This window comes from Plantactinospora sonchi (genome assembly GCF_036422035.1).
Classification (GTDB): Bacteria; Actinomycetota; Actinomycetes; order Mycobacteriales; family Micromonosporaceae; genus Plantactinospora; species Plantactinospora sonchi.
Map to the genome: position 1 here is coordinate 173,940 of NZ_JAZGQK010000017.1, position 26,682 is coordinate 200,621.

Genomic DNA, 26,682 nt, shown 5'->3' on the forward strand with positions numbered 1-26,682 from the left:
GTGTGCCGTCGGTCCGAACCACGGATCTCAGCCACCCGCGCCGGAGACGTGGGCGGTCAGCGGCGGGCCGTCCTGCCGGGGAGCGGCGTACGGGCGACAGGACGCGCGGATGACCAGCTCGGTGGGCAGCCGGATGTGCGTGTCGCGTTCGGTGCCGCCGATCAGGTCGATGAGCAGGCGCAACGCCTCGGCGCCCATCCGCTGCAGCGGTTGCATGATGGTCGTCAGCGGCGGGTTGACCAGCGCCGACTCCGGGACGTTGTCGAAGCCGATCACGGAGAGGTCGTCGGGCACGGTGATACCCAGGCTGCGGGCGACGTTGAGCGTCGAGATCGCGGAGAGGTCGTTGCCCGCGAAGACGGCGGTCGGCCGGTCGGGGAGCGCGAGGAGTTCGGCGGCCGTACCGGCGGCGCTCTCGATCCGGAACCCGCCGGTGCGTACCAGTCGCTCGTCCACCTCCACCCCTGCGTCGGCCATGGCCCTACGGAAGCCCGCCTCGCGCAGCCGTGCCGACTCCAGGTCGGCGCGCCCGCTGATGTGTCCGATACGGCGGTGGCCGAGCGAGAGCAGGTAGTTGGTCGCGAGCATCGCGCCGGCGAAGTTGTCGGAGTCGACGGTGGGCAGGCCGGACGGGCCGGTGTGCGGGTCGACGGCGACGACGTGGAAGCCCTGCTTGGTCTCGACCACGGTCGGCGTGACGATCACGGCCCCGTCGATGAGCGTTCCGGAGAGCCGGGCGAGCGAGCGTCGTTCCCAGCCGATGGCCCCGCGCTCGCCGTCGCCGCCGGAGTACGCCAGCAGCTGGTAGCCGGTGCCGACGACCGCCCGGGACGCCCCCTTGAGCAGCTCGGTCGAGAACGGTTCGAACTCGGCGACCAGGATTCCCAGCACGTTGGTGCGGTGACTGCGTAGGCTCTGTGCTCCGAGGCTGGCTTCGTATCCAAGCTGGTGGATGACCTGCTGTACGCGTTCCACGGTCGCCTGCGCGACACCGTACCGACCATTCACCACCTTGGATACGGTTGCCACCGAGACGCCGGCCGTACGGGCCACGTCCGACATCTTGACACGCTGCGGAAACGCCACGTCGATGATGATAGAGGGCCTCTGGAGGCCCTTGACAGGGGAGTCGAAACCGTTATCGACAACGGTTGACACCGAGTTACGGGGCTGTAAAACTCGCCGTTCGAAGCTGAGTACCGCGACTGACTAGTCGAGGAGACAATCGATGGCGATGAAGCGCCGCGCGGGCACAGTCCTAGCGCTGCTTACGACCAGCGCACTCCTTGCTGCCGGATGTAGCGGCGGTGAAAGCGAAGCGCCCAATGAGGATGAGCTCTACAAGAACCCGGTGACCCTGACCTGGTGGCACAACGCCTCCCAGGACGGGCCCGGCAAGGTTTACTGGGAGAAGGTCGCCAAGGACTTCTCCGCCCTCCATCCGACCGTCACGATTGAGATCGAGGGGATCGAGACCAATCAGCTCCAGCGCACCCGGCTCCCCGCCGCGCTTCTGACCAGCGACCCGCCGGACATCTTCCAGTCGTGGGGCGGCGGCGAGATCCGGGAGCAGGTCGAGGCCGACTACCTCAAGGACATCACCGGTCAGGTCCAGGCGGAGGTTGCCAACATCGGCAGCGCCGCCGAGATCTGGAAGGTGGACGGCAAGCAGTACGGCCTGCCGTTCCGGATGGGCATCGAGGGCATCTGGTACAACAAGGACATGTTCGCGCAGGCGGGCATCGCCGCTCCGCCGACCACGTTCGATGAGCTCAACGCGGCCGTCACCAAGCTCAAGGCGATCAACGTTGTGCCGATCGCCGTCGGCGCCGGTGACAAGTGGCCGGCCGCGCACTGGTGGTACAACTTCGCGCTGCGGGCCTGCTCGGTGGACACGCTGAAGAAGGCGTCCCTCGACAGGGTCTTCGACGACCCGTGCTTCGTGAAGGCCGGCACCGACCTGAAGGCGTTCATCGACACCGAGCCGTTCCAGCCCAACTTCATCGCCACCCCGGGCCAGAACGACCCGACCAGCGCCAACGGCCTGCTCGCCAACGGCAAGGCCGCGATGGAGCTGATGGGCGAGTGGAACAAGGGCACCCTGGAGACCGTCGCGGAGGACAAGGGCGCCCTCGCCAAGTTCCTCGGCTGGTTCCCGGTACCGGCGATCACCGGCTCGGCGGGTGACCCGAAGGCGGCTCTCGGCGGCGGTGACGGGTTCTCCTGTGCCAAGAACGCCCCCGCCGAGTGCGTCGAGTTCCTCAAGTACATCGTGAGCCCCGAGGTGCAGAAGGGCTATGCCGAGACCGGCACCGGCCTGCCCGTGGCCAAGGGTGCGGAGAGTGGGGTCTCCGACCCGGCCCTCAAGTCCATCCTGGAGGCCACCTCCAGCGCGACCTACCTGCAGCTCTGGTTGGACACCGCCTTCGGCAGCACCGTCGGCACCGCGATGAACAACGCGGTCGTCGCCATCTTCGCCGGCACCGGCTCGCCGGAGCAGGTCGTCGAGGCTATGAAGGCGGCCGCACGAAAGTGACATCCATCAACCCAACCCTGAACCCCGCCGGCGGCGCCTCCGCGCCGCCGGCGGGCGACCGGCCCACCCGCCGGCGGCCGTCCTCACGGGGGGCCGACAACCGACGCAAGTGGTACGAGATCATCGGGCTGACCACGCCGGCGGTCATCGTCTACGTGATGTTCGTGCTGGTGCCGATGGGCTTCGCGGTCTACTACAGTCTGTTCCGTTGGCGTGGCGTCGGACCGCCCACCGATTTTGTCGGCCTCGACAACTACGTCCTCGCCTTCGAGGACCCGATCTTCCTCGACGCGCTGCGCAACAACGCCATCGTCGTGGTCGGGTCGCTGCTGATCCAGGGACCCATCGCGCTGGCCGTGGCCCTGCTGCTCAACCGTCGTTTCCGCGGCCGGACCGTCTTCCGCCTGCTGGTGTTCGTGCCCTACGTGCTCGCCGAGGTCACCGTCGGCATCATGTGGAAGCTGATCCTGACCGACGGCGGGACGGTCGACGCGCTGCTGCGGTCAGTGGGACTGGGCAGCCTGGTGCAGGCGTGGCTCGCCGACCTCGACATCGTCATCTGGACCCTGCTGTTCGTCCTCACCTGGAAGTACGTCGGCTTCGCGATCATCCTCCTGCTCGCCGGCCTGTCGAACGTGCCGCACGAGCTGACCGAGGCCGCCGCGATTGACGGCGCGAGCTGGTGGCAGGTCCAGCGGCACATCACGCTCCCGCTGCTCGGTCCGACGATCCGGATCTGGATGTTCCTGTCGATAATCGGCTCCCTGCAGGTCTTCGACGTGATCTGGGTGACCTCGGTACCCGCCGTGCGGTCGCTCGGCGCGTCGGCCACGATGGCGACGTACATGGTGGACAGCGGCTTCTTCGCCCGGCTCTGGGGCTACGGCAACGCGGTGGCCGTGATCCTGTTCGTCATCTCCTTCGTCGCGGCGCTGCTGTTCCAGCGTTTCCTCCTGCGTCGCGACATCCAGGGCGCCATCACCAGAAGGGTGAACTGACCGTGGCCGCGAACGCTGTTCTGTCCCCGCCGTCCAAGCGCCGCCCGGTGTCCTGGGGCAATCCGCTCACCTACGCGCTGGCGCTCGCGGTCGCGGCCGTGTCGATCGCTCCGGTGGTCTACGTGATCGTCGGCGGCTTCCGTACCACCCCGCAGATCGTCGCGAACCCGGCCGGGCTGCCCGACCCGTGGGTCCTGGACAACTACGCCAGGGTGCTGACGCAGAGCGACTTCTGGGGACAGGCGTTCAACAGCGCGGTGATCTCCCTGGGTACCACCCTCGCCGTGGTGGTGCTCGGTGTCTGCGCGGCGTTCGTGCTCGCCCGCTACACCTTCCGCGGTCGTGAGGCGCTCTACACCTTCTTCACCCTCGGTCTGCTCTTCCCGGCCGGGGCGGCGATCCTGCCGCTCTACCTCATGCTGCGCGACCTGAACCTGACCAACTCCTACCTGGCGGTGATCCTGCCGCAGGTCGCGTTCGCGTTGCCGCTCACGATCGTGATCCTGCGCCCCTTCCTCGCCGCCATCCCGCGTGAACTGGAGGACGCGGCCGCGATCGACGGCACGGGCCGGCTCGGCTTCCTCTGGCTCATCGTGCTGCCGCTGTCGAGGCCCGCGCTCGTCACGGTCGGGATCCTCGCGTTCGTGGCGAGCTGGAACGCGTTCCTGCTGCCGCTGCTCGTGCTCAGCGACGTCAGCCTGCACACCCTGCCGCTGGGTGTCCAGAACTTCTCGAGCCAGTACACCTCCGACACGGCGGGGATCCTCGCCTTCACGTCCCTGGCGATGCTGCCGGCACTGCTCTTCTTCACCTTCGCCGAGAAGCAGATCGTCGGTGGCCTGCAGGGTGCCGTCAAGGGGTGAGCGGCAGCCGTACGACCACGGCGGATCAGGCGGAAATGGCGTGATCGGGGCTTCGGGGTGCGGGACCGGGCAGTGCCGGTCCGGACCCCGGGGCCCCGATCGATCGTCTCGCGGGGGCCGGCCGTGGCGTCCCGGGGTGCCATGATCGCGTGGGACGCCGTCACGCGCGCGGCGGCCGGTTGATCGCCGACCGGCCGTGTCCACGACCGCCGTGATCGTCCCGGGTGGGCGGGGTCGGCTTTTTCGCCGACCGGTGCGAGGTACCCGGGCCGGGTCTGGCACAATGGGTCGCTGGTATCCGGCGCACGTCCGGCGCCCTCTACCCCGGGCGTGTCGCCAGTCCATCGAGCAGTCTCCGGCCCAAACCCCACTGTGCCGGTCGGCTCTCACCCGCGCACCGCCCGTTTCCGGGCCGGTGGACATCGCAACAGGAGCGAACACACTGTGGCCGTAAAGATCCGGCTCCTGCGGATGGGTAAGATCCGCAACCCGCAATACCGTATCGTCGTCGCCGACTCGCGTACCAAGCGTGATGGTCGGGCGATCGAGTTCGTCGGGATCTACCAGCCGAAGGAAGACCCTTCGGTGATCGAGGTCAAGTCGGACCGGGTGCAGTACTGGCTCTCCGTCGGCGCCCAGCCGAGCGAGGCCGTCCAGCGGCTGCTGGAGAAGACCGGCGACTGGCAGAAGTTCAAGGGCCTGCCGGCCCCGCCGCCGCTGCTGGTGGCTCCGGAGCGGGCCGACCGCAAGGCGGCCTACGAGGCTGAGGCGCGGGCGGCGGCCGGACTGGCCGAGGCGGCCAAGCCGGCGAAGAAGGCGGCCAAGGCGGCACCCGCCGAGGCGCCCGCGAAGACCGAGGAGCAGGCCGGTGCGGACTCCGGCGAGCAGGCCTGACGTGGCTCTCCGGCCGGCGCTCGAGCACCTGGTCAAGGGCATCGTCGACCACCCGGACGACGTACGGGTCCGGATGGTCGACTCTCGCCGGGGCAAGCGCCTGGAGGTCCGAGTGCACCCGGAGGACCTGGGTACGGTGATCGGCCGGTCCGGTCGGACCGCGAAGGCACTGCGCCAGGTCATCGGCTCCATCGGTGGGCGTGGCGTCCGGGTCGACATCGTCGACTCGTACTGACCGGTGACGATGCTCCTGATCGTCGGCCGGATCGGTCGTCCGCACGGCATCCGTGGTGAGGTGACCGTGGAAGTGCGGACCGACGATCCCGAAGCGCGGTTCGGCGGGGGGGGGGGGGGGGGGGCCCCCCCCCCCCCCCCCCCCGGGCGGGGTCCGTCAACGCCCCGCCGGTGACGGCGGACGGCGAACTGGTCCGGGTGCCCGAACAGCTCACCATCGAGGCGGCCCGGTGGCACCAGGGTCGGCTGCTGGTCGCCTTCGACGGCGTCTACGACCGGAACGTGGCCGAGGCGCTGCGCGGCACCATGCTCTGGGTCGACAGCGCGCAGCTGCCGGCGCCGGAGGACCCGGACGAGTTCAACGATCATCAACTGGTCGGACTCTCCGTGGTCACACCCGCCGGTGAGGTGCTCGGCGAGGTGGCCCGGATCGACCACGCGCCCGCCTCCGACCTGCTGGTGGTGCGCCGCCCCGAGGGGCGTACCGCACTGATCCCGTTCGTGAAGGCGATCGTTCCCGAGGTGGACCTGGCCGCCGGTCGGGTGATCGTCGACCCGCCCGCGGGGCTGCTCGACCTCTGAGGTGTCGCCCGACCCGGATGGGGTGTTAACAGGGGCCCCTTCCTATACGAAAAGCGATAAGAGGGGGCCCTTCCTCACATGCGGGTCGACGTGGTCTCGATCTTCCCGGAGTATCTCGCTCCGCTGGAGCTGTCCCTGATCGGGCGGGCCCGGGCGACCGGCGTACTCGATGTCGCCGTGCACGACCTGCGGACCTGGACCCACGACGTGCACCGTACGGTCGACGACACCCCGTACGGTGGCGGGCCCGGCATGGTGATGCGGCCCGAGCCGTGGGGGGAGGCGCTGGACGCGCTGGCGCCCCCGGGTGCCGAACCGCCGCCCCGTCTGGTGGTGCCGACGCCGGTCGGGGCCCCGTTCACCCAGGCGATGGCGCACGAGCTGGCGGCCGAGTCCCGCCTGGTCTTCGCCTGCGGGCGGTACGAGGGGATCGACCAGCGGGTGCTCGACCACGCCGCCACCCGGATGCCGGTGACGGAGGTCTCGCTCGGCGACTACGTGCTCTTCGGCGGCGAGGTCGCGGTTCTGGTGATCATGGAGGCGGTCACCCGGCTGCTGCCGGGGGTGCTGGGTAACGTCGACTCGCTCGCGGAGGAGTCGCACGCGCACGGGTTGCTGGAGGCGCCGGTCTACACCAAGCCGCCGAGCTGGCGCGGGCACGAGGTGCCGGAGATCCTGCGCTCCGGCGACCACGGCCGGATCGCCCGTTGGCGGCGGGACCAGGCGCTGCTGCGGACGGCCGCCCGCCGCCCTGACATGCTCGCCGCGCTGGCCCCAGGCGAGCTGGACAAAAAGGATGTGGCGACGCTGGCCGGGACCGGATTTCAACCCTCGGTTGACTATATGGCAGAGTAGTGGGGTTGCCGCAGTCGTCCGCGCCCGCGTACGGCTGCGAGGATCCCCGCCAGGGCCCGTTCCGGGCCTGCCGCGGGGATCAGAATCACCCATCCGCGCGCCGATGCTCGGTGCGCCGTGAGCCTTCGAGGATGCAGCGATGAACACCCTGGACGCCCTTGACGCCCAGTCGCAGCGGACCGACCTCCCGGACTTCCGGGCCGGTGACACCGTGAAGGTGCACGCCCGGGTCGTCGAGGGCAACCGGTCCCGGGTCCAGGTCTTCGAGGGCGTCGTGATCCGTCGCCAGGGCGCGGGCCTCCGGGAGACCTTCTCCGTTCGCAAGATCAGCTTCGGCGTCGGCGTGGAGCGGACCTACCCGCTCAACAGCCCCCAGCTCGACCGCATCGAGGTCATGGTCCGCGGTGACGTCCGCCGGGCCAAGCTCTACTACCTCCGCGAGCTGCGCGGCAAGAAGGCCAAGATCAAGGAGAAGCGGGAGAAGCGGGCCAGCTGAGCTGACCCGGCCGACCACGCCGACGACGATCGAGGGGTGCCGTCCCGGGCCACGCCGACTACGCTGGCCGCACGGGCAACAGCGGTACCGCGAACCTGGCTCCGTCGGGGTCGCGGTACACCCCCGCGCTACCGCTCGCGGTGCGTCATCACCGGAGATGATGCGGTGATGACGCGGTGTCTCGGGATCGGGGAGATGCGTGGTGCGTAGGGTGGACGAAGAGGACGACGTCGAACCATGGCGTCGTCGGCCCCGGCGATCGCGTCGCACCCGGAAGCAGATGCCGCTCTGGCAGGAGCTGCCGCTACTTCTCGTGGTGGCCTTCTGTCTCGCCGTCCTGATCCGCACCTTCCTGCTCCAGGCGTTCTTCATCCCCTCGGGGTCCATGGAGGACACCCTGCTGATCGGCGACCGGGTCCTGGTCAACAAGATCGTGTACGACCTGCGGGATCCGGTGCGCGGCGAGATCGTGGTCTTCCGGGGCACCGCGGAGTGGGCCCCGCAGCTCAGCGCTGAGCCGGAGCCGGGGTTCGTCGCGAAACTCGGCCGGACCATCGGGGACCTGGTCGGGGTGAGTCGCCCGGGCGACAAGGACTTCATCAAGCGGGTCGTCGGGCTGCCCGGTGACCGGGTGCGGTGCTGCGACGACCAGGGTCGGGTCACGGTGAACGGCGCCCCGCTCGACGAGCCGTACGTGCTGGAGAACTCCCCACTGGACATTCCGCCGAACCGCGACGAGTGCCGGTCCCGCCGGTTCGACGAGGTGGTGGTGCCCCCCGGCCAGTTGTTCGTGATGGGTGACCACCGACTGGTGTCGCAGGACGCCCGTTGTCAGGGGCCGGTGCCGATCGACAACGTGATCGGCCGGGCGTTCGTGATCGTGTGGCCGATGGCTCACTGGACCTCCCTGCCGGTGCCGGATACGTTCAAGAACCTGCCCACGCCGGTCGCCGCCCCCGCCACCCCGCAGCCACCGGGTGGGGCACCCGGTACGGGCGGCGGGCACCGCGACGGCCCACCGCAAACCGCCCCCAACATGGGAGATACGGCAATTGCCATGCCAATTCTGGGCTCTCTGCTTGTTACCTCGCGTTCCCGGCGTACTCCCGGGACCCGGCATCGTAGGCTCCATCCGTGATTGACGAGCAGACCGACAAGCCGAAGCCACGCGGTTCGTTCTGGCGGGAGCTGCCCATCCTGCTGGGCGTGGCGATCCTGGTCGCGGTGCTGGTCCGCGCGTTCGTGCTGCAGACCTTCTGGATCCCGTCCCCGTCGATGGAGCACACCCTCGACATCGACGACCGGGTGCTCGTCAACAAGCTGGTCTACGACTTCCGGTCACCGCACCGGGGCGAGATCGTGGTGTTCAAGGCCCCGACCCAGTGGACCGGGAATCCGGAGGGCGAGGACTTCATCAAGCGGGTGATCGGGGTCGGCGGCGACCGGCTGGTCTGCTGTGACGACCAGGACCGACTGATGATCAACGGCCAGGCGCTCGACGAGCCGTACATCTTCCGCGACCCGGGTGGCGTGCAGGACCCGGCGGCGGACACGGAGTTCGACATCACCGTGCCACCGGGCCGGCTGTGGGTGATGGGCGACCACCGCTCGGCCTCCGGCGACTCGCTGGAACACTGGCAGCAGAGCCAGCGCAACATCGACATCGCCACCATCCCGGAGGATGCCGTGGTGGGTCGGGCCTTCACCGTCTTCTGGCCGGTCGGTCGTGCCAGCTGGTTGTCGGTGCCGGAGTCCTACGACGCCATCCCGGACGCCAAGGGCTGACCGACGGGTACCGCTTCGACCGGTGGCCCGGTGCGCCGCGCCGTGGGGAGCGTGCGCCGCCCGGGCCGGACTAGGCTGGCCGAATGACCGTCTTCACCCCTCGCCGGGCCGCCCGGGTGCTGCTGGTCGACGGCGAGGACCGGCTCCTGCTGTTCCACGGCTGGGATCCGGCGCGACCGGAACACCGTTACTGGTTCACCCCGGGCGGCGGCCTGGATCCGGACGAGTCCCCGCAGGCGGCGGCGGTTCGGGAACTCGCCGAGGAGACCGGCTTGCGGGTCTCGCCGGACGAGGTCGGCGAGCCCGTCTGGCAGGAGGTGACGGAGTTCCCCTTCGACGGCCGGTGGTACCGCCAGGAGCAGCAGTTCTTCCTGGTCCGGACCGGTCCGTGGGAGGTGGACACGGCCGGCTTCGACGCGATCGAGCAGGACACGATCGACGCCCACCGGTGGTGGACGATGGCGGAGCTGGCGGCGACGACCGAGCGGTTCTATCCGAAGGAACTGCCCGAAGTGCTACGCCGGGCGTTGGAGGGTGAGAAGGCGTGCTGACCCCACCCCGTACGGTGGTCCGCCGCGAGGGCGGCATCTACGCGATGGAACGCGCGCTGCGACGGCGCGGCTTCCGGTACGTCGCCGGCGCCGACGAGGCGGGCCGGGGCGCCTGCGCGGGGCCGCTGGTGGCCGCGGCGGCAGTCCTGCCGGAGGGCCGACGCGGCGAGATCGACGGGCTGACCGATTCCAAGCTGCTCACCCCGGCGGCCCGGGAGCGGATCTACGCGGAGGTGGTCGAGCGGGCCCTCGCCTACGCCGTGGTGATCATCCCGGCGGCCGAGGTGGATCTACGGGGCCTGCACGTCTGCAACCTGGCGGCCATGCGTCGGGCGCTGGCCTCGCTCTCGACGGCTCCGGAGTACGTGCTGACCGACGGCTTCGGGGTCGACGGTCTCGGCGTGCCCGGGCTCGCCGTCTGGAAGGGCGACCAGGTCGCCGCCTGCGTCGCGGCGGCGAGCGTACTGGCCAAGGTCACCCGGGACCGGATCATGGTCGAACTGGACGATCGGCACCCCGGATACGGATTCGCCGAACACAAGGGATACATCACCGCCGAGCACACGGCCGCGCTGGAGCGCCAGGGGCCCTGTCCGGAACACCGCTTCTCGTACGTCAATGTCGCCACTGTCTCGGGGCGGATCGGTCATCCGCCCCGGACCCGACGTCCGGCCGGGCTCGGCGGAATCGAGTCGATGGCGCGGGCCGGCCAGCTAGGGAGTACCGTCGGCGTGGCGTTGGGCGAGCGGCCTCGGCCGTCAGCGTCGGTGGGGGAAGATGTGGCCATGGAAGGCGGAGTGGGATGAGCGCGGAAGATCTCGAGAAGTACGAGACCGAGATGGAGCTGCAGCTCTATCGGGAGTACCGCGACATCGTTCGCCAGTTCTCCTACGTGGTGGAGACCGAGCGCAGGTTCTATCTCGCGAACCAGGTTGATCTGCACGTGCGCAACTCCGACGGAGAGGTCTACTTCGAGGTGGAGATGCACGACGCCTGGGTCTGGGACATGTATCGTCCAGCGCGCTTTGTGAAGAATGTCCGGGTAATGACCTTCAAGGACGTCAACGTCGAAGAGCTCGAAAAGCCTGATATTTCGCTTCCCGCTGATTCTGGCTTCGGCGGCTGACCGGCCGACAACGCCGGCCGGCCCGACCGGCGTCTCGTACTGCGCCGGACGGTCCGGGCGGGGGACGGTCGGACCCGGCTGCCCGGGCCCGATCCGACTCCTACTCCGCGGCGACCAGCACCTCGACCCGCTGGACGAGATTGTTCGCGAAACCGCCCCGGTTCCACGGCTGTTCGATCGGCTGAACCCGCCCCGAGGCATCGGTGGCCCGTGCGCTGAGGGTGTACCGACCCGGCGTCGCCGTCCACTCGTACCGCCAGCGGCGCCACGCCCAGCGGTCATCGACCGCCTCCGCCTCCCCTGAGGCCGCGGCCTGGCCCGGTCGTGCCGGTGCCAACTCGGCCGGAACCCAGGTGGCACCACCGTCGGTGGTCACCTCGACCCCGGTCACCGGAGCGTGGCCCGACCAGGCACGGCCCTCCACAGTGCAGGGTCCCGGCCGGACCACCCGGGTACGTGACATGAAGTCGGGGAAGCCGGGCGGTTGGAGCAGTGCGCGGGGCTCGATCCGGGTCACCGGCACCCCCGGGTCGTCGGCATCGGTGCGGACCCGGTAGGCCACCGCGTTCTGGTAACCGTCGAACTCCCGGTCGAGCACGCTGATCCGGGTCAACCACTTGACATGCGCCATGCCGTACCAGCCGGGAACCACCAACCGCAGCGGCGCGCCGTGCTGCGGCAGCAACGGGACGCCGTTCATCTCGTACGCCAGCAGCACCTCGTCGCGGAGCGCCTCCGAGACCGGCAGGCCCCGCTGGTAGTCCTGCTCGATGCCGCGTTCGATGCCGTGATCGGCCCCGGTGAACACGACGTCGACCGCGTCCGGCCCCACCCCGGCCTCGCGGAGCAGCGGAGCCAGCGGGGTGCCGGTCCATTCGGCGGTGCCCACCGCCTCACTGAGCCACGGCTGGCTGACCGGCCGAGGGGTGAGCAGCGCCCGCCCGTTGCCGGCACACTCCAGGGTGACCCGTCGGGTGACCCGGGGCCGCTCGCGCAACGCGGCGAGGTCGAGGGTCAGGGGCCGTTCCACCCGGCCGTCGATGGTCAGCGTGTGCCGGTCGGCGTCCAGGTCCGGGATGTCGTAGTGGATGAGCAGGTAGTGCAGACCGACCGGGGTGACGTCGTAGCGCAGCGCCTCCAGCGGCAGTGCGTGGTTACGCGCGGCGAGGGCGAGTTCCTCAAGGCTGATGGCCTCGTCCGGCTCGGCCACGCGACCGGGCCGACTCACCTCGTCCAGTGCGGTCATCAACGCTCCTTACGGCGTGGCCACGGGATCGGTCCCCGGGTCGGAGGTCCAGCCTAGGCGAGCTTTGCGGCCAGTCGGTTGCCGGTCCGCGCGGTACCACGACCGGAGCGGACATAACAGATCATCGGCCTTCGCGGGCGTTTTCCACAGCCGGGTCGGTTGTACACAGCCACGGGCCGACCCGGTTGCGGCACCAGGTGGGCCGGACGACGCTGCACGACCATGAGAGGGAGAACACGCGGTCGGGTCGCCGCGTCGCTGCTGTCGCCCCCGTCCCCGGTCGCGACGTTGTCGGCCGCGTTGTCACCGGCGGTACTGGTCGCCGTGCTGTTGGTCGTGCCGGCGCCCGTCGAACCGGCTCGGGCGGTTCCTGCCGTCGGCGGGGCCGCCCCGGCCATGTCCGAGGTCGGCCGGCCGGCCCGGGGTGCGCCCGGGCCGCTGGACGGGCCACCGGTCCGTCGCGCCCCGGCCGACGCCTTTCGCTGGCCGCTGGACGGGCCACCCCGGCTGGTACGCCGGTTTGACCCGCCACCTCGACCGTGGGCCCGTGGGCACCGGGGTGTCGATCTCGCCGCGCCGTCGGGCGCCACGGTGCGGGCGGCAGGGGCGGGTGTGGTGCTCTTCGCCGGGATGGTCGCCGGTCGTCCGGTGGTCAGCGTCCGTCATCCGAGTGGGTTGCGGACCACGTACGAGCCGGTGCGACCTGATGTCACGGCCGGTGACCGGGTCGCGGCCGGGGATCCGCTCGGGATCCTCCTGTCCGGGCACGACGGATGCCCGGCCGCAGCGTCCTGCCTGCACTGGGGGCTGCGCCGTGGCGAGGAGTACCTGGACCCGCTCCTGCTGCTCGGGCTCGGTCGGGTCCGGCTGCTTCCGGTGGACCACCCGGCCCGGCCCCGATCGGGTCCCGAGCTGACTGCTCGGTTCGGTCGGGCGCCTCGTCGGACCTCAGGCCGGCTGCTCAACCTGGTCTCGGCCCGGCGCCGGTCCGCCGCCTCGGCTCGGTCTCGGGCTGACCGCTCGGCCCGGTCTCGGGCTGACTGCCCGGACGGGCGTCAGCGCTGCCGGGCGAGCAGGGCGGGCAGCCCGTCGGCCAGTCGCTGGTACTCCTCCGCCCGGTTGTAGATCTGCCCGGAGAGCCGGAGCCAGCCCCGGTCGTCCCACGCGTTGATCGCGACGTCCACGCCGAGTTCCTCGGCGATCCGCTGTCGCAGCGTCATGGCGTCCGGAAACGTGGTCGCCAGCCCGGCCGGCAGCGGGAGGAGGCGCATCGAGACCATCGGTCCGCCGGGGTCGGGCAGGTCGGCCGGGGCCACCCCGAGAGCCTGCCCGACCACCCACTGCCCGTACGCGGCGAGTTGTGCGTTGTGGGCCCGGACGCGCTCGACCCCGAGGGTACGGAGCGTGAAGACCCCCACCGGGGCGGCGAGCCAGGCACTGTAGTCCAGCGTCCCCTGCCACTCGACGGACAGTGGAAAACCGGCGTCCTGCTGCCAGGAGACCGCCAACGGCTCGATCCGTCGCCGCCACCGCGGTGCCACCACCAGCGCGGCGGTGCCCCGCGGGGCGAATCCCCACTTGTGGAAGTTGCCCACCCAGAAGTCCGCCCCGATCGTGTCGACGCTGATCGGCAGCATGCCGGGGGTGTGCGCGGCGTCGACCAGGACGGGCACGTCACGTTCCCGGGCCGTGGCGGTGATCGCCGAGGCGGGGAACAGCCGGGCGGTGGACGAGGTGATGTGGTCGACGACGAGCAGCTTCGTACGCCCCGGCCGCAGGCCGGCCCGGACGATCTCCACGACCTCCTCGTCGGTGGCGTGCAACGGCACCGTGAGGGTGCGGCGGACCGCCCCGGTGCGGCGGACCTCCCGATCGATCGAGAGGGCGACCGAGCCGTAGCCGTGGTCGGTGCAGAGCACTTCGTCACCCGGTCCGAGGCGCAGCGACTGCAGCACGATGGCCGCACCGGCGGTGGCGTTGGGAACCAGGGCAGTGCCCTCCGGGTCGGCACCGAGGAAACCAGCCAGGTGGCGGCGGGCGTGGACGATCCGGTCCATCAGTCCGAGGTTGAAGAACCGCATCGGGTTCGCCTCGGTCTCGTCCCGGAGCCGCTGCTGGACCCGCTGGACCCCGATCGGGACCGCACCGTACGAGCCGTGGTTGAGCTGGGCGACGCCCGGGTCCAGCGAGAACAGGAGTCGGGCGCCCGGAATCGGTTCGGGCGGCTGCGGCCCGGTCGTGCTCACCGCATGATCCTAACCGCCGGCCGGGCCCGGCGGAGTGCCGCAAGCCTGGTCAGGCCCGTGGATGTGCCTGCCGGTAGGCGGCGCGGAGCCGTTCCGTCGACACGTGGGTGTAGATCTGGGTGCTCGACAACGAGGCGTGCCCGAGCAGTTCCTGGACCGCCCGCAGGTCCGCACCGCCCTCGAGCAGGTGGGTCGCGGCAGTGTGCCGCAAACCGTGCGGGCTGGTCCGGGGCAGGTTGGCGATCTGGGCGTAGCGGCGGATCATCCGCCGGACAACCGTCGCCTGGAGCCGGCCGCCACGGGCGCCGAGCAGCAGCGCCGCCGCACTCGCCGGACCGGCCAGTGCCGGTCGGCCGTTCCGGAGCCAGTCGTCGAGGGCACGCTGCGCCGGCAGTCCGTAGGGCACCGTGCGCTCCCGGTCACCCTTGCCCAGGACCCGGACCACGCGACGCGCCGGGTCGATGTCGCCCAGGTCGAGGCCACACAGTTCGCTGACCCGGATACCGGTGGCGTAGAGCAGTTCGAGGACGAGGCGGTCCCGTACCGCCTCCGGGGAGCCGTCGTCGACGGGGGCCTCGACCAGTTGGCTCGCCTGGTCGGCGCGGAGCACGGTGGGCAGCTCCCGACGGGCCCGGGGGCTCGCCAGCATCGCGCCGACATCGGCGTCCGAACGCCCCGTCCGGTGCGCCCAACCGGTGAAGGTACGCGCCGAGGCTGCCCGACGGGCCAGCGAGGCGGGGGCGGCGCCGAGGGTACGCAGTCGGGCCAACCAACTGCGCAGCACGGCGAGGTCCAGTGCGTGCGGGTCGACGCAGCCCATCCGGACCGCGTGGTCGAGCAGCGACACCACGTCCGAGACGTAGGCGCGTACCGTGTGCGCCGACCGGTTCTCCACCCGGGCGAGGTGCTCGGCGAACTCGTCAACAGCCTCCTGGAGTGGCGGCGGCAGAGCCTCGTGGCGGGCCCGGGTGCTGCGGCGTTCCGCGCGACTCATCACCCAAGCACGGTGGCCCCCGACGGCAGGAACGTCAACCCGGCACACCGGGTGCGGGACGCCTACCGGGCTCCGGTAGGGCGTACCCGTCGTCGCGTCGGACGAGCAGACCGAGCTGTTCCAGCATGGACAGTTTCCGCAGCGCGGTGCGCAGGTCGAGCCCGGCCCGGGCGGCGAGCACCTCCGGCCCCAGCGCGCCCCGGCGCGGCGCCGACTCCAGGACCAGTACCGACTCGTCGTCAAGGTCGTCCTCGGGCCGGGCCGGCCCACGGGCCGGTGGCGCCAGGTCGGCGCCGATCCGTCCCACCTCCTCGAGAATGTGCGGTACGCCGGTCACCAGGCGGGCGCTGGGATGCTCCCGGAGCAGTTCGTGCGCGCCGACGGACATGGCGGAGGTGACCGGCCCCGGTACCACCATCGACGGTCGGTTCAGGGCCAGTGCCCGGCGCAGGGTCTGGGTGGCACCGCTGCGCGCCGCCGCCTCGACCAGTACGGTCCCGGCGGTGGCGGCGGCGATGACCCGGTTGCGGATCAGGAAACGGGGCCGTAGCGGGTCCGCCCCGGGCAGCCACTCGCTGATCAGCAGCCCCGCCTCGGCGATCCGGTCGAACAACGCGGTGTTGCCGACCGGATAGGGACGGTCGACACCGCAGGCGAGCACCGCCACGGTGCGGCCACCGGCGTTGAGCGCCCCACGGTGTGCCGCGGCGTCGACGCCGAAGGCTCCGCCGGAGACCACGGTCCAACCCCGGTCGGCGAGGCCGTACCCGATTCCGGTGGCGACGTGCTGCCCGTACGCGGTGGCGGCCCGGGACCCGACCACCGCCACCGAGCGCTCCAGAGCCTCGCCGAGGTCCCAGCCACCGCGAACCCACAGGCAGAGCGGTGGTGCCGTCTCCTGGTCCACCCGACGCTCGGCGTGTGCCAGCGTGAGCCGCTCGAGGTGTCCCACCTGCGCCGGCCACTCGTTGTCCTCCGGGGTCACCAGCCGGGCGCCGAGCCGCTCGGTGACCTCGGCAGCCGTACCCGCGACCTGCCACGGGTCGCCGGCGGCGAGGCGGGCCGCGACCGTCGTCCGCAAGCGTTGGTCGGTGACATCCCCGGCGCACAGCCGGCGAAGGGCGTCGACCGGGCCGAATTGTCCGACCAGTCGGAACACCGCACGGTTGCCCGGCTCGACCAGCCAGGTCAGCGCGATCCTGGCCAACCTGATCTCGTCCATCCCGGCCACACTGCGGCTCGTTCCGCCGGTGTCGGCGGTGGGTCGGGGCACCGACGGTCCCGGAGGGACTGGTGTGATCGACTCGGTCATCCTGCGCTCCCGGTCCGTAGCTGGGTGGCCTCGTTGATGTCGGCGGCGTCCGGCCGATCCCGACCGTCCAGGTCCGCGATGGTCCAGGCGATCCGGATGACCCGGTCGAAGCCGCGGGCGGACAGGACGCCGCAGTCCAGGAGCTTCCGGAGCGCCTGGGTGTCGCGGGCGGGCAGTCGCCACGGCGTACGCCGCAGGTGTGGACCCGGCACCTCGGCGTTGACCCGCCAACCGCCGTCGGCCCAGCGGGCGGCGGCAGCGGCCCGGGCCCGGCCGACCCGCGCGGCGACCACCGTCGACGACTCGACGGTCCGGCCGTTGTCCATCAGCTCGGCGGCGCGTAACGGATCCAGCGTCACCTGTACGTCGATCCGGTCCAGCAACGGTCCGGAGAGCCGGGCCAGATAACGACGCCGGGTCAGCGGCGGGCACTCGCACGCGACATCTCCGGCGGGCTTCGCGCACGGGCACGGGTTCGCCGCGACGATCAGTTGGACCTGGGCCGGATACTCCGTGCCTCCCCGGGACCGGTTCAGCAGGATCCGCCCGCTCTCCAACGGTTGGCGCAGCGCCTCCAACGTGCCCCGCTGGAACTCGGGGGTTTCGTCCAGGAACAGCACGCCCCGGTGGTCCACAGTAGCCTTATGTAACATGAGTCAGATTCGAGATAGGGGCTAGATGACGGAGAAACCACGCAGGCGTGCCGCCAAGTATCGGCGAATCTCGGACGACCGGGAGGGCCGTGAGCTGGGCGTCCAGCGTCAGGACGAGGATTTGGACACGTTGGGGGAGCGGCTGAACCTGGAGTTCGTCGCGGACTACGTCGACAACGACATCAGCGCCAGCACCAAGTCCCGCAAGGTCCGGCCGGACTACAAGCGGATGCTGGCGGACGCCCGCTCGGGTGAGTTCGAGGTCATCGCGGCGTATACCTCGGGACGACTGACCCGCCGGCCACGCGAGCACGAGGACCTAATCGACCTGGCCGTGGACCACGGCATCGAGTTCGTCTACGTCCGGTCGCCGTCGTTCGACCTGAACACCTCGGCCGGACGCCGGATCGCCCGCATCCTCGCCGCGAACGACGCAGGTGAGTCCGAGGACATCGCCGAACGGGTTTCTCGGGAAGCGCGTCAGCGTGCCGAGAGGGGTCTGATCTCCGGTGGCGGCACGCGGCCGTTCGGGTACGAGGCCGACCGGAAAACCGTCCGGGAGTTGGAAGCCGAGCTGATCCGCGACGCTGCCCACCGAATCCTGGATGGCCTCGCGACGGTCACCGGCATGTGCCGCGAGTGGAACGACAAGGGGATCAGGACCGTCACCGGTGCACTCTGGACGAAGCACGTGCTGCGCCGGATCTTGATGTCGGCGCGGATCTCCGGTCGCCGAGAGCACAAGGGCGTGATCGTGGCCACAGCGGAGTGGGACAAGATCATCGAGCCCGAGGAATCGGACCGGCTCCGGGAGCTGCTGGGCGATCCAGCTCGGGCGACGTACGACGGCAACTCGGCGCGGAAATACTTGCTGACCGGGTTCCTGTACTGCGGCGTCCCCGGCTGCGGCGACAAGCTGATCGCCCGGCCACAGTCGGATCACCAGCGGTCGTACGTCTGCGCGACGATCGGGCGGTCGCACCTGCGGATGATCGCCGAGCCGCTGGAGCTGTACGTCCGGGAGGCCGCCTTCGACTACCTGTCGGAGTTCGTCCACCTGGCCGCCGCCGTAGCTCCAGACGCCTCAGAAGGCACTCAGGAGGCCGAACTGTGGCAGGAGTTGGTGAACTACCAGCGGCGTCTGGAGAAGCTGGAGGAGGACTTCTACGTCCACGAGCGCATGCCCGAGGCCCGGTACCGCCGGCTGGCTGCGGCGTTGGAGACGGAGATCGACAAAACTCGTGACAGGCTGACCCGAACCCGGGCCAAGTCCGCGATCCGGAACCTCCCGACCTCAGAGGCTCGCGCACGCGAGATGTGGGAGGAGCGCGGGCTAGAGTGGCGGCGGCTGTTCCTCGGTGCCCTCGTGGAGCGCGTGACGATCGGTCCGGCGATCCGGGGACTGAACCGGTTCGACCCAACCCGGGTCCGAATCAAATGGCGGAAGCCCGGCTGATCGAACGGGGTGGCGTCTCGGTTGCACCGAATGATCAGTCCGGTTATATTTGTTGTTAGCACCGCTGATTACCTGGAGCGGCATTACCCCTCCGTTCCTAACCTAGGCAGAGTCGTTTCGACTTATGACCTGAGTCCGAAGCCCGTCCGGACGCGCTACTGCGCCACGTAAGACGGAAGATGTGGCTCCAGCGAAAACCTTAAGGGTTTTCTTGGAGCCATTATGCGTTTAGGAACGCAGCCCGGCCGCGAGATCATCGCAGAGTCGGGACACATGATCGTCGAAGTCGCGAGAGAAATCGACGTTCCAGTAAGTCATCTCAAGAACGCGCTGAACGGCCGCTGCGCCCCCTCACCTCGCGTTCGCGAACGTCTCCCCGAAGCTCTCGGCGTGCCGCTGGAGGAGCTGTTCACCCCGGCGGTTCTCGCGAAGAAGTACACGGGGACCCGCCCTGGTCGTCCACCACGGGTGGGGGCAGGGGTGCGGGCATGAACCCCGACGAGGCTGCCCGAATTACGTCGGCGGCGAAGTCGCAGGGTCGCGTGGAGCGGCGTGCTCAGGGAATCCCGGAAGAAATCACGGACGAGTTGATGACGGCCCGACTGGCCGTTCTATTGGGCTGCCCGGGAATTAGGAAGCCCCGTCCGCAAGCACCGCTGAGTGAAACGGACGGGACCACCGATGCCGCAGCGGGAACAACGAGGAGGCGTCGTCGTGCTGCGTAAAGTAATCGTACCAAAATCAACATCCGTTGCAAATTCGATGCAGCTGGAATTCGGTAGCCCGGAGGTCGGACGATGACCACCGTGCGCTATTCCAGCGGAATCTCGCCAGCGGCGCGAGCCTGGATCTGTTCGGAACTCGGCTGGTACGCCATCCCGCTGATCCCGGACACGAAGCGACCGGCGATCAAGAACTGGCCGGGCCGGGCAACGACTGACCGGGATCAGCTCATGACTTGGTTCCTTCACGGGCGGACGCCGTACGAGGTCGGGGTCATGACCGGCCCGGAGTCCGGCATCTGGGTTCTGGACATCGACGTGAAGTGGTGCAACGGATTCACCACGCTGCGGGATTTGTTTCACCGGCACGGCGTGAGGCAGGTACCGAGGACCTTCCGCGTACAGACCCCGAGCCTGGGGCAGCACTGGTACTTCCAGTACCCGGCGGGTGGACGGAAGATCGCCAACGATACGTCGCGGCCGGGGCATCCGGGTTCGCTGGGCGCCGGGCTGGACGTCCGGGGTTGGCACGGCCAGGTGGTCGCACCGGACGCACCGGGCCGACCGGTTCTGGATGAGTCGCCGCCGATGGAAACACCGGACTGGCTCTTGGAACTGGTCACACCCCGCGAGCGCGATAAGCCCAGGATGCCGGTGATCACGAATAGCGGCGCGGCGATCCGACTCATGCGGTCCATCGCGAACGAGCTGGCCGGCGTTACACAGGGCGGCCGGAACGATCAGCTCAACCGGGCCGCGTTCAAGGTGGGGTTGATCGCGGCACAGGGCGTACTGGGCGAGAACGAGGCACGGGACGCGCTGTACCAGGCGTGCTTGCAGAACCGGCTGATCGAGGACGACGGACCGGACAGCTTCGAGGCAACGTTTACATCCGGCTGGTCCGCCGGACTGATCAGCGGGGGCAACGCGTGACCGACAACGTGATGGCAAACGACCTGACATTTGAAGACCTGGGGGCGTCGGCATCCGAGCCAAACGGCTCGACTGCGGCAAGGCTGGTCGACTGCACGAACACCGCCGAGGCAACCCGGTGGCTCAAGGACGAGATCGGGCGGGGCAAGCTGGCCGGGTTCTTCCGGCGGAGTGAGCAGATCGTCTACACCCCTCGGGAGGGGGAGGCGGGTTACATCGCGCTGACGGACGGCGAGGAGGACAGCGACGGGGTCGCCCAGATCCGGAGCATCGACAAGGACAGGCTAGCCGCGGAGGTCCAGTTCACCTACCAGGTGACCAAGCAGGTTCGGGTTGGACGTGGCGAAGACGCCAGGTGGGAGACGCGCGAGGCCATGTTCCCGCTTCAGGCCGCACAGACCGTGATCAGCGCGCCGCACCACCTTCCGAACCTTCGGCCGTTGCGGGACGTTGTCCATACGCCGGTCATGCGACGGGACGGCTCGGTACTGGACTCGCCGGGGTACGACCCGGCCACCCAGTTCCTGTACCTGCCGACGCCGGGGCTGTCCCTTCGCCCGATCCCGAGTCAGCCTACGGCGGATGATCTTTGGAATGCGGTCGAACTGATCTCGTTCATGCTGTCGGGGTTCCGGTTCGTCACGGAGCACGACCGGGCGAACTACATCGGGGCGCTGATCACGCCGTTCCTGCGACCGCTGGTCCCACCGCCGTACAAGCTGGTGGTGATCAACGCGCACCAGCCGGGTAGCGGCAAGACCTATCTCGCGACGGCGCTGCGCAGCGTGCACGGCGGGGTGTTCCGGTCGGAGATGCCGGAGAACGACGCGGAGCTGCGGAAGCAGATCACGACGATCCTGACCTGCACGACCAGCCCGATCATCCACATCGACAACGTCACGGGATTGTTGCGGTCCAGCGCCCTGGCAGGTCTGCTGAGCAGCAACGTGTGGGATGACCGGACGCTCGGTGCGATGAAGCTGGCCATGACGGCGAACAACCGACTATGGGTGATCACGGGCAATAACGTCGCCCTCGGCGGGGACCTGCCGCGTCGGTCGCTCTGGTCCACGATCGATCCCGGAATCCCGAACCCGCACCTGCGCCGTCCGGAGGAGTTCGCCATCCCCGAGTTCGAGCGTTGGGTGGTGGACCAGCGGGGGGAGTTGATCCGCGCGGCGCTGGTGATGATCCGGTCCTGGTACGTCACAGGCCAGGAGGTCAAGACCACAACAACGGACTCGTACGGCCGCTGGGTCGCGACCGTCAACGCGATCCTGGCGCACGCCGGCATCGAGGGCACCTTTGACAGCCCGGTGACGGACCAGACGGAGGGCGCCGGCCAGGAGGACGAGGATTGGGCGAGTTTCCTCCGGACCATCCACGAGGTCTTCGGCGAGCGCACCTGGACCGGACACGAATTGCTCGACAAGGTCTGTGTATCGTCGGCCGGAACTTGGCCGAGCGGGACATCGGCCGACCGCCCGATTCCGCTGGAGGCGCTGCCGGACCTCCTGTCGCACAAGGCGGAGAAGACCACCAACATCCGGACCCTGGGGCGGTCGCTCGGCAAGTGGTTGTCGAACCGCGCTGGGCGCTGGGCCGGTGGCTACCGGGTCGTCAAGCGGGGGAAGGAGAACAAAGAGACCCTGTGGCAGGTGGAACAATACCGGCCAAAGCCGGACATGTAGTTAGTTAATAGCCAACGTAGACGGAACTTTAGGAACTTTGGGAACTTTATTTTGAAACCCCGTGGGGAAGAGGTTTTCTAACGGGATCAATACATAGAGTAACTGAGTTACTGAACACCCAGTTATAGAAGTGTCTCAAACAAAGTTCCTAAAGTACTCAAAGTTCCGTTCGCGTCACGGCAATATGCGCATTCAAGCGCACCCGACCCGCTGGGATCGGGTGCGCTTCTTTTGTCTCGTCACGGAGTATTTTCGGCCTTCGCCTCGTATCCCAACCGTTCGGTCTTGGCCTGGCGACGAGCCCGGCGCGTAGGTGCAGGTCCTGGAGTGGCGTTCTGCCGCGTGATCCGCCCCGGCTTCTGCTGGAACATCAGCCACGCCTCGTCGTACCTGATGTTGAAGACGTCCTGCACCAACGGTCACGGCACCGGCACGGCCACCCACTCCGGGTGACCATCCCAGCGCACCCACAGCTCGCCGGGCTTCGAGGGCGCGGCCAGCGAGGTCGAGAGGAGCATCTTGGTCGACGCGTTCGGCGGCAGTTCGGCGACCGGGAACTCACTCCTGACCATGCAGCGGATCCGGGACTCGTCGATCTCGACGTTCCGGGCGGTACCCGTCCCGATGTTGCGCAGCAGGTAGCCGTCGTTCGACTGATGCTCGATCCACCACGCCACGTATGAGACCTTCTGTCTGGGAATCGTGGCTCTCAGAGTTGACCCGCTTTGAGTGCCTGGCTGGTCCTGTTGATCTTGCCGCGACCCTGGTTGCGTCGCAGCTGCGGCCTCGGCTAGTTCGACCTGGCGTTCGGCAGCGGCTGCCTGCCTCACCGTGGCCTTCGCCGAGATCTCCGACGACACCGCCGACTTCCTGGCGTAGCCGAGGGCGACCAGGGCAATGATCCCGGCTCCCACCGAGATGAAGAAGGCGAACCAGGCAGGGGCGTCGCCCCAGTCGATGTCGTTGGCCCAGTCGATCGTCACGAGCCGAGTATGGCGCCGGTTGACAAGTCGGCGACCGAGCGTCGGTGGATGATCAAATCGCCGAGTTCAGGTCAGCGGCGGACCACAGCAGGGGTGACGTCGGGGCCGAGGATGGCGAGCAGCTCGACCGCTGTCCCGTACTCCTCGTCTTCGATCCGGACCACGAGCGAAGCTCAGCTACCCGCCTGATGACGCAACCCCTCAGCCATGGCAGTTTGACGGGATGCCACTCGACCTGAACGCCACCCGCCGGCTGGCGTACATCCGGTACCTGCATCAGGTTGCGCTTCAACAGGCCCGTCTACCAGAACCGCTGTCGTCAACCAGCATCCTGATGCTGCACGACGCCGTTGAGAGCTTCCTGCTGCTCGCCGCTGAGCACTTTGGAGTAACTCCTCCTCGTGAGTTTGAGAAGTACTGGGAAGCGTTTAAGCCTCACCTGCCAGCCGGGACTGGCTTGGCCTCCCAGCAGGGCATGCGCCGGCTGAACAAGATACGGGTCAACCTGAAGCATCATGGTGCTCATCCCGACGTGTCAACCATCGAGCAGGCAGTGGCCGATACGTCTACCTTTATGGCGGCCAACACTCAACTCGTATTTGGAGCCGATTACGAAAGCCTGTCGATGGCCTCCGTCGTCGTTCAGGACCCGGTGCGAGATTTACTGCTAAAGGCTGAGTCGGCGAGCGGCAACGGAGATCGCATCTTGGCGATGGCCAGGCTCACTGATGCTTTCGAGGAGTTGTTTAAGCAGCACAACCCGGGTGATCGAATGAGGCGCTACGACGCCTCGCCGCTTGCCCTCATGGAGAAGGTTCACTTCCCGCTGAATGCCGGCGCGATAGCACGACTGCTTAACCCTGGCAGCCATGGGCTGAACGCACGCGATTGCCAGACACTGGGCGAGCAGATTGAAGCGCTGACCTGGACGGTGGAGCAACTCGCCCCAGTTGCCCGCGTCACCGCCCTGGGCCTTAGTTTTGCCGCCTATCAGCGGTTCCGGCTCCTAACGCCGAGGGTTCTGGGCTTCATGAATGGTCGGCGAGAGTATCGAGCCCCGGAAGGTTACCAGCCATCATCGGAGGAATATGCATTTTGTTTACAGTTTGTCGTATTAGCGGCAATGCGGCTTGCTGAGCTAGACGCGAGTCTGACGGCGCCAGCGTGGATGCCGGACACCGACCATTGGGGGCGGCAGCCCTGGGCAATCGCGGTGGAGGAGCAACGCTAGTAGACACCAACCGTGATTATGGTGTCGCTCTCCGGTCGGAGGTTTGATTGCTGGCGGCGGTCCGGTGTACTGGGTGCGTGATACGTCGAGCGATCAAGGCCATGCAGCGGGTGATGCGCAGGCCGGCCGTCTGGATGCCGCTGACCGTACTGCTGGCGATCGGGCTGCTGGTGGTGCTGCTCGGACCGGTCGCCTGGTGGGCTACTCCGGCCAAGCACCTCCAGGGGAAGGACAAAGCGGACGTTCGCAACGCCACCCGTCAGACTCTGCTCGCGGCGGTCGGCGGCCTGGTAGTGCTCACCGGTGCCGCCTTCACCGCCCGCACGTTCTACCTGTCGCGCCGAGGCCAGTTCACCGACCGGTACACGAAGGCTATCGCCCAGTTGGCCTCGGACAAGCTCACGGAGCGACTTGGCGGCATCTACGCCCTCGAACACCTGATGGCTGAGTCCGAACGCGATCACGAGACAGTGGTCGAAGTCCTCGCGGCATTTGTGCGAGAGGGCACCCGCGATGAGGCGGTTTCGACCGGGGCGATCGGACCCATAGGGAAAAAGCAGATTGCCACCCTTCAGCCGGCGGTGCGTCCGCCTACCGATGTGCAGGCCGCTCTGACCGTCCTGGCTCGACGCCCCCAGCGAACGGAGAGCAACTCGGTCGACCTGAGCGAGACCCGCGCGGCTGGAGCGGTTCTGTCCGGAGCGCAGCTGCGAGGCGCGGACCTGTCCAGGGCAGACCTACAGAGCGCCAACCTGTACGGGGCAAACCTCCAGGGCGCCAACCTGTATAGGGCAAACCTACAAGGCGCCTTCCTGCTCGCGAACCTCCAGGGCGTCAACCTGTTCCAGGCAAACCTACAAGGCGCCAACCTGGAGGGGGTGCAGCTAGATGGCGCGATCCTGTACGAAGCAGACCTGAAGCACGCAAACCTGATCCACGCGCGGCTACAACGCGCGTTCCTGCACGCAGCGACCCTGGAGGGCGCGGACCTGTACGGAGCGCAACTGCAGGGTGCGGATCTGTACGGAGCAAACCTGCAGAACGCGAACCTGCGCCGGGCGCACCTACAAGGCGCCAACCTAGATGGGGCTGAGGGCCTGACCGCCGAACTCCTAACTCACGCAACCATCGATGCCAGAACCAGGCTGCCGAAGCTGTTACAAGAAGAGTGGGAGGCAGCTCAACCCTTTGAAGGCGAGGTGCGGACGTAGGTCATCGTCCAGATGCCGTCCGCGTCCGGCGCGGGCTCCAGCTCGTACCGGTGATCCTGCTCTGGTGTCATCCCGGGTACGGCGTTCCGCTGCGCCAGCACGAGGTGCTCCGGGGGTCGGCCGTCGGGCTGCGCCGGGAGGTCTCGTACCGCACCATCGGCCGGCCCGCCTCGAAGATGCACGGTGACGGTGAGCATCGACCGATGGTACTGCCAGCCTGATGGCGGGCCGGCAGCCGTCCTGACTGAGGTTATCGCCGGGAGGTAACCTCAGTCATGTTGGTAGTAGAATGAGTCAACACAGAGGGCCCTCCCAGCCCGGGAAAGAGCGTGAAGAGGGCCCATCTGCGGTACAGGGTGTGTCAGTTAGCTGTGGTTCCGATCAACGTTGGCCCGTTAGATCGGGCCACAGCCTGACACGGCAACAACCACGAACGCCACGAGCTTCGCCGCTTGCAAAGCAAGGTCGAGTGCGACCGTAGCGACCTCCGCAGCCTTCTTCCACCGGCTGGTTTCCGCCGGCGGGGTCGGGCTGCATCGGTGGTGATTGTCATCCGGATTACCGGAGGACACGGTCACGTAGCCACCTCCTTGGGTCAGGGAGACCCCGGGCCTCCCTCCGCTGGTCGGTGAGGTGGTGTCGTGCCGTGCAATGACCACTGTAGCTTCACTGTGACGTACCCGACCCGCCCGACTCCCCCGAGGGCCAGTGGTACGCGTAACTCCCTCTGGTCCGACCCCTGAGCAGTCCGATGTGCTATTCATCGCTCGCGACCGTCCACCCGATCCAGATGTGCGCCACGTCCACGACTCGTCCCGGCACCCCGCGCCGGCAGCCCTACCTCCGCGCAGAGGCAGCCAACGCCGCACGTCAGGACGCCGGAGCGCCGTCCGGTCGGCAGCAGTCGGAGGGTCCTAGTGGAGTAGACGGGGCACTCGGTGCCGGCGATCAGTTCCTCCGGCGGGTCGAGCGCCAGGCGTCGCGGATCTCGTGGTCGCGGCCAGGGGCGAGCCGGTGAACGCGGCGGTGGCGTGAGCCTGGTCCGAGGGATCGGTGGACCAGGCGCTTGAGCGACGCGGGCGCC

24 protein-coding genes and 3 pseudogenes are annotated in these 26,682 nt (G+C 68.6%); 19 read left to right on the top strand and 8 right to left on the bottom strand.

What is annotated here, in order from left to right; translation table 11 throughout:
• Positions 1 to 27 precede the first annotated feature (27 nt).
• Complete coding sequence (locus V1633_RS20875) at positions 28 to 1,086, bottom strand: LacI family DNA-binding transcriptional regulator (protein WP_331216052.1); 1,059 nt, start codon at positions 1,084 to 1,086, stop codon at positions 28 to 30.
• A gap of 265 nt (positions 1,087 to 1,351) precedes the next feature.
• On the opposite strand from V1633_RS20875, the gene V1633_RS20880 reads away from it, so the two are divergent.
• The 13 genes and pseudogenes from V1633_RS20880 (at position 1,352) to V1633_RS20940 (ending at position 10,920) form a co-directional block, all read left to right on the top strand.
• Entirely contained in the window at positions 1,352 to 2,536 is a 1,185-nt protein-coding gene (locus V1633_RS20880) for an extracellular solute-binding protein (RefSeq protein WP_331216053.1), read from the top strand.
• Positions 2,533 to 3,534, top strand: a complete 1,002-nt coding sequence (locus V1633_RS20885; protein ID WP_331216054.1) for a carbohydrate ABC transporter permease — start codon at positions 2,533 to 2,535, stop codon at positions 3,532 to 3,534. Before V1633_RS20880 ends, V1633_RS20885 begins: the two co-directional genes overlap by 4 nt.
• Entirely contained in the window at positions 3,531 to 4,397 is an 867-nt protein-coding gene (locus tag V1633_RS20890; protein ID WP_331216211.1) for a carbohydrate ABC transporter permease, read from the top strand. Before V1633_RS20885 ends, V1633_RS20890 begins: the two co-directional genes overlap by 4 nt.
• A 444-nt stretch (positions 4,398 to 4,841) precedes the next feature.
• A complete protein-coding gene (rpsP, locus tag V1633_RS20895) occupies positions 4,842 to 5,291 on the top strand; it encodes a 30S ribosomal protein S16 (protein WP_331216055.1) in 450 nt (149 codons plus the stop codon).
• On the top strand, positions 5,266 to 5,526 hold the full coding sequence (locus V1633_RS20900; protein WP_199853371.1) for an RNA-binding protein: 261 nt from the start codon (positions 5,266 to 5,268) through the stop codon (positions 5,524 to 5,526). The genes rpsP and V1633_RS20900 overlap by 26 nt, the downstream gene beginning before the upstream one ends.
• A 9-nt stretch (positions 5,527 to 5,535) precedes the next feature.
• A pseudogene (gene rimM, locus V1633_RS20905) lies at positions 5,536 to 6,107 on the top strand (ribosome maturation factor RimM).
• Between the two features lie 78 nt (positions 6,108 to 6,185).
• Complete coding sequence (gene trmD / locus V1633_RS20910; RefSeq protein ID WP_331216056.1) at positions 6,186 to 6,962, top strand: tRNA (guanosine(37)-N1)-methyltransferase TrmD; 777 nt, start codon at positions 6,186 to 6,188, stop codon at positions 6,960 to 6,962.
• A gap of 139 nt (positions 6,963 to 7,101) precedes the next feature.
• A complete protein-coding gene (rplS, locus tag V1633_RS20915) occupies positions 7,102 to 7,458 on the top strand; it encodes a 50S ribosomal protein L19 (protein WP_331216057.1) in 357 nt (118 codons plus the stop codon).
• Positions 7,459 to 7,657: 199 nt separating this feature from the next.
• The gene (lepB, locus tag V1633_RS20920; protein WP_331216058.1) at positions 7,658 to 8,596 is read left to right on the top strand and encodes a signal peptidase I; all 939 of its coding nucleotides are present in this window, start codon (positions 7,658 to 7,660) and stop codon (positions 8,594 to 8,596) included.
• Positions 8,593 to 9,243 (top strand): signal peptidase I, encoded by a 651-nt coding sequence (lepB, locus tag V1633_RS20925; RefSeq protein ID WP_331216059.1) that lies wholly within the window; start codon positions 8,593 to 8,595, stop codon positions 9,241 to 9,243. Before lepB (V1633_RS20920) ends, lepB (V1633_RS20925) begins: the two co-directional genes overlap by 4 nt.
• Positions 9,244 to 9,326: 83 nt before the next feature.
• Complete coding sequence (locus V1633_RS20930; protein ID WP_331216060.1) at positions 9,327 to 9,794, top strand: NUDIX hydrolase; 468 nt, start codon at positions 9,327 to 9,329, stop codon at positions 9,792 to 9,794.
• Positions 9,788 to 10,600, top strand: a complete 813-nt coding sequence (locus tag V1633_RS20935; protein ID WP_331216061.1) for a ribonuclease HII — start codon at positions 9,788 to 9,790, stop codon at positions 10,598 to 10,600. The genes V1633_RS20930 and V1633_RS20935 overlap by 7 nt, the downstream gene beginning before the upstream one ends.
• Complete coding sequence (locus V1633_RS20940; protein ID WP_007075222.1) at positions 10,597 to 10,920, top strand: DUF2469 domain-containing protein; 324 nt, start codon at positions 10,597 to 10,599, stop codon at positions 10,918 to 10,920. The genes V1633_RS20935 and V1633_RS20940 overlap by 4 nt, the downstream gene beginning before the upstream one ends.
• A 100-nt stretch (positions 10,921 to 11,020) precedes the next feature.
• On the opposite strand, the gene V1633_RS20945 is transcribed toward V1633_RS20940, so the two are convergent.
• Complete coding sequence (locus tag V1633_RS20945) at positions 11,021 to 12,166, bottom strand: sulfite oxidase (RefSeq protein ID WP_331216062.1); 1,146 nt, start codon at positions 12,164 to 12,166, stop codon at positions 11,021 to 11,023.
• 222 nt (positions 12,167 to 12,388) lie between these two features.
• Here V1633_RS20945 and V1633_RS20950 point away from each other — a divergent pair.
• Positions 12,389 to 13,048 (top strand): annotated as a pseudogene (locus V1633_RS20950) (M23 family metallopeptidase); the annotation flags it as partial.
• A 173-nt stretch (positions 13,049 to 13,221) separates the two neighbouring features.
• On the opposite strand, the gene V1633_RS20955 reads toward V1633_RS20950, so the two are convergent.
• The 4 genes and pseudogenes from V1633_RS20955 to V1633_RS20970 form a co-directional block, all read right to left on the bottom strand.
• Positions 13,222 to 14,412, bottom strand: coding sequence for an aminotransferase class V-fold PLP-dependent enzyme (locus tag V1633_RS20955; RefSeq protein ID WP_331216063.1), 1,191 nt, complete (start codon positions 14,410 to 14,412; stop codon positions 13,222 to 13,224).
• Positions 14,413 to 14,461: 49 nt separating this feature from the next.
• Entirely contained in the window at positions 14,462 to 15,406 is a 945-nt protein-coding gene (locus V1633_RS20960; RefSeq protein WP_331216212.1) for a tyrosine recombinase XerC, read from the bottom strand.
• A 34-nt stretch (positions 15,407 to 15,440) separates the two neighbouring features.
• Positions 15,441 to 16,718, bottom strand: a complete 1,278-nt coding sequence (locus V1633_RS20965) for a DNA-processing protein DprA (RefSeq protein WP_407952068.1) — start codon at positions 16,716 to 16,718, stop codon at positions 15,441 to 15,443.
• Positions 16,715 to 17,347, bottom strand: a pseudogene (locus V1633_RS20970) (ATP-binding protein); the annotation flags it as partial. The pseudogene V1633_RS20970 and the gene V1633_RS20965, both read right to left, overlap by 4 nt.
• 49 nt (positions 17,348 to 17,396) lie before the next feature.
• Between V1633_RS20970 and V1633_RS20975 the strand changes: the two are divergent.
• From V1633_RS20975 to V1633_RS20985, 3 genes are all read left to right on the top strand, one after another.
• Positions 17,397 to 18,827 carry a recombinase family protein gene (locus V1633_RS20975; RefSeq protein ID WP_331216064.1) on the top strand — a complete coding sequence of 477 codons (1,431 nt, stop codon included), beginning with the start codon at positions 17,397 to 17,399 and terminating at the stop codon, positions 18,825 to 18,827.
• 797 nt (positions 18,828 to 19,624) lie between these two features.
• The gene (locus V1633_RS20980; RefSeq protein ID WP_331216065.1) at positions 19,625 to 20,482 is read left to right on the top strand and encodes a bifunctional DNA primase/polymerase; all 858 of its coding nucleotides are present in this window, start codon (positions 19,625 to 19,627) and stop codon (positions 20,480 to 20,482) included.
• Positions 20,483 to 20,493: 11 nt separating this feature from the next.
• The gene (locus V1633_RS20985) at positions 20,494 to 22,173 is read left to right on the top strand and encodes a hypothetical protein (protein WP_331216066.1); all 1,680 of its coding nucleotides are present in this window, start codon (positions 20,494 to 20,496) and stop codon (positions 22,171 to 22,173) included.
• Between the two features lie 419 nt (positions 22,174 to 22,592).
• Here the strand turns inward: V1633_RS20985 and V1633_RS20990 are convergent, their stop codons facing one another.
• Complete coding sequence (locus V1633_RS20990; RefSeq protein WP_331216067.1) at positions 22,593 to 23,156, bottom strand: hypothetical protein; 564 nt, start codon at positions 23,154 to 23,156, stop codon at positions 22,593 to 22,595.
• A gap of 223 nt (positions 23,157 to 23,379) precedes the next feature.
• Between V1633_RS20990 and V1633_RS20995 the strand changes: the two genes are divergently transcribed.
• Together V1633_RS20995 and V1633_RS21000 are read left to right on the top strand one after the other, a co-directional pair.
• Positions 23,380 to 24,387 (top strand): hypothetical protein, encoded by a 1,008-nt coding sequence (locus tag V1633_RS20995; RefSeq protein ID WP_331216068.1) that lies wholly within the window; start codon positions 23,380 to 23,382, stop codon positions 24,385 to 24,387.
• 77 nt (positions 24,388 to 24,464) lie between these two features.
• Complete coding sequence (locus tag V1633_RS21000; protein WP_331216069.1) at positions 24,465 to 25,598, top strand: pentapeptide repeat-containing protein; 1,134 nt, start codon at positions 24,465 to 24,467, stop codon at positions 25,596 to 25,598.
• Here the strand turns inward: V1633_RS21000 and V1633_RS21005 are convergent.
• Positions 25,568 to 25,795: a hypothetical protein gene (locus V1633_RS21005; RefSeq protein ID WP_331216070.1), complete on the bottom strand. Its 228-nt coding sequence runs from the start codon at positions 25,793 to 25,795 to the stop codon at positions 25,568 to 25,570. The genes V1633_RS21000 and V1633_RS21005 overlap by 31 nt on opposite strands.
• Between the last annotated feature and the right edge of the window lie 887 nt (positions 25,796 to 26,682).